At 55.0% G+C, this 1,370-nt stretch carries 1 protein-coding gene; it reads left to right on the forward strand.

Translation table 11 applies throughout. The features are described 5' to 3' along the window. Window positions 1-78 precede the first annotated feature (78 nt). Window positions 79-1,107, forward strand: a complete 1,029-nt coding sequence (locus ACIF4X_RS29290; protein ID WP_397484702.1) for an IS110 family transposase — start codon at window positions 79-81, stop codon at window positions 1,105-1,107. The last annotated feature ends 263 nt before the right edge of the window (window positions 1,108-1,370 follow it).

Genomic DNA, 1,370 nt, shown 5'->3' on the forward strand with positions numbered 1-1,370 from the left:
CTAATGAAATGGTTACCCCCGCCGCCCCTTGCGATAGCTCACTAAGCTTTCGCAAGGGGCCCATCGGAGACCATTGTCATGAACAAAGTAGCTATCGCCGCCATCGACCTTGGTAAAAAATCGTTCCATCTTCACGCTCAGGATGAGCGAGGTCATGAGCTTTACCGCAAAAAACTCACTCGAGCGGCACTTATCCAGCACTTGGCCAATCTCGAGCCTTGCACGGTAGTTATGGAAGCCTGCGGTGGCGCTCACTTCATGGCGCAGCAAGCTGCAAAATTTGGGCACACCGCAAAGCTGATTGCGCCGCACTTGGTGCGTCCTTATGTCAAAAGCAACAAAAACGATTTCGCGGATGCCGAGGCGATCTGCGAGGCTGCGACTCGTCCGACGATGCGTTTTGTACCTGTTAAAACACAGGCTCAGCAGGCGCTGGCCATGCTCAATTCGACGCGTGATTCGTTCATCAAAGACCGTACCGCAACAGTCAATCGGATTCACGCAGCGCTTCTGGAGTTCGGAATCAGCTTGCCTCCGGGGTTCAAGTCGATCAACGAGCTCACTGCGTTGCTTGAGGCGAGTTCACTTTCCGATCCGATCAGAAAGCTGCTGACACGGATGCATGACCACTTCGACTACTTGCACGAACAGATCAAATCCTTGGACAAGGAACTGGAATGCCAAGCCGCTGAAGATGATCTGACTGCTCGTTTGATGACAATCCCGTGCGTCGGCCCGATCACCTCCAGCGCCTTGGCTGCCGAGTTGGGTGATGGCAAGCAGTTCAAATGTGGCCGAGGCTATTCGGCCTCGATCGGGCTCGTCCCTAAACAGCACTCAACGGGAGGAAAAACCGTACTGTTAGGTATCAGCAAGCGTGGCGATAGAAACCAGAGACGCCTGCTGATCCAGTGCGCCCGGGTTTACTTGATGCATCTGGATCGCCAGAAAGGCGTGCTGGCGGAGTGGGTCCGCCATTTGATAGCGACCCACCATCACTCCAACCACGTGGTCTGCGCGCTGGCCAATAAATTGGCGAGGATTGCTTGGGCAATTGCGGCACACCACACCGAATTCGATGCGGGGCCAAGTGCGATGAACGCCTGACCCCGCTGTCACCCGAGCACCACCCACCTGGTTTTGCGATGCTGGATAACTGATGACGTGAACGGCCAACCGGCCTGACGACAACCCTGGACTCCTACACGGCTGAAAGGCCGTTCCACTAATCAGGATCGTTGGGCATCGATTCTCATCGAGGCGCGGGGTTGCCACCCCACTCAGACGCCGGATAGATGAAAGCAAGCCAAACACGACATCAAAAACAGTATTGCAGAAAAGGGGGTAACCATAGATGTAGGAGTGAGCCT

Source organism: Pseudomonas sp. NPDC085632, from assembly GCF_044541255.1.
Taxonomy (GTDB): domain Bacteria; phylum Pseudomonadota; class Gammaproteobacteria; order Pseudomonadales; family Pseudomonadaceae; genus Aquipseudomonas.

Excerpts from the sequence above, each read along its gene's own strand:
- ACIF4X_RS29290 (WP_397484702.1), top strand. The coding sequence starts at position 79 with ATGAACAAAGTAGCTATCGCCGCCATCGACCTTGGTAAAAAATCGTTC.